The 1008-nt window shown below is 68.4% G+C and carries 1 pseudogene; it reads right to left on the bottom strand.

The features are described 5' to 3' along the window. A pseudogene (locus VXC91_RS46050) lies at window positions 1–889 on the bottom strand (ISAzo13 family transposase); the annotation flags it as partial. Window positions 890–1008 lie beyond the last annotated feature (119 nt).

The following is a 1008-nucleotide window of genomic DNA, read 5'->3' as shown; positions in this document are numbered from 1 at the left end:
GTGCCCGGCGGGAAGTGACAGACCGTGATCGGTATGCCCAACTCGCGGGCGAAGGCAGCCAGCTGCCACTTCCAGGTCTGGAAGCGGACGCCGTTGGCTCCGCCGGCGTCGGCGGTGACCAGCAAGGCGGTAGCGTCGGGGTGGTCGATGCTGCCGCGGTCGTGCCACCAGCGGCGGATCGACTCCACCGCGAAGGCGACGGTGCTGCGGTCGGTGCCGACGTTGACCCAGCCGGTGTCCTCACCGAGATCGTAGATCCCGTACGGGGTAATCATGCCGGCGTCGGCCGGGAAGGCGTGGTCGTCGACCTCTACGGGGGTGCCTTTCGGCGCCAAGTGCGGCCCGGGCGCCGGTAGTTGCCGATGGCCTCCTTCTTCTTCGCGTCCACGCTGATCACTGGCTGACCGGCGGCGAGGAAGGCGTCGACAGCGGCGTGGATGTGCCGGAACTGCGCGTCCCGGTCGGGGTGGCTGGTCCCGGAGCGGGTCTGCGCGGCGGCCTGCAGCGAGTAGCCCATCTGGTGCAACAGTTTGCCCACGGTGGTTGCGCTGACTGAGTGCCCCGCGGCCGACAGCTGTTCGGACAGGTCACGGAGCGACGCGGTGGTCCACCGCAGCGCAGAGGCTGGGTCCCCGAGCTCGGTCGGCTCTATCAACGCGTCCAACGCCGCCTGCAATCCGGGATCGGTCGTGGTCAGCGGCTTGCGACCACCACCCGGGGCGCGTTGTCGGCAAAGGACGGCAGTACCCGTGCACAACTGGTGCAGCCCCCGGCTGACGGTGGATACACCAGCCGCCGTAGCCACCGCGATGATCCCACCGTGCCCCAGCGCCTGTGCCTCCGCGCCCAGATACAGACGACGCTGCCGCTCGTCCAGATGCGGCACCATCGCCTCGAACTTGTCGCGCAACGCAGCGACGGTTTCCGGCGGGATCTTCATGCCCTGCGCCTACCCGAGCCTCATCCCAATACCGGCAAAACAAATAGTAGTTGCCGCACAGGTTCAGG

The sequence above is a fragment of the Streptomyces chiangmaiensis genome (assembly GCF_036281785.1).
GTDB lineage: Bacteria > Actinomycetota > Actinomycetes > Streptomycetales > Streptomycetaceae > Streptomyces > Streptomyces chiangmaiensis.
Note: the sequence above shows the minus strand (reverse complement) of the source record. Positions and strands in the feature narration are given on the sequence as shown.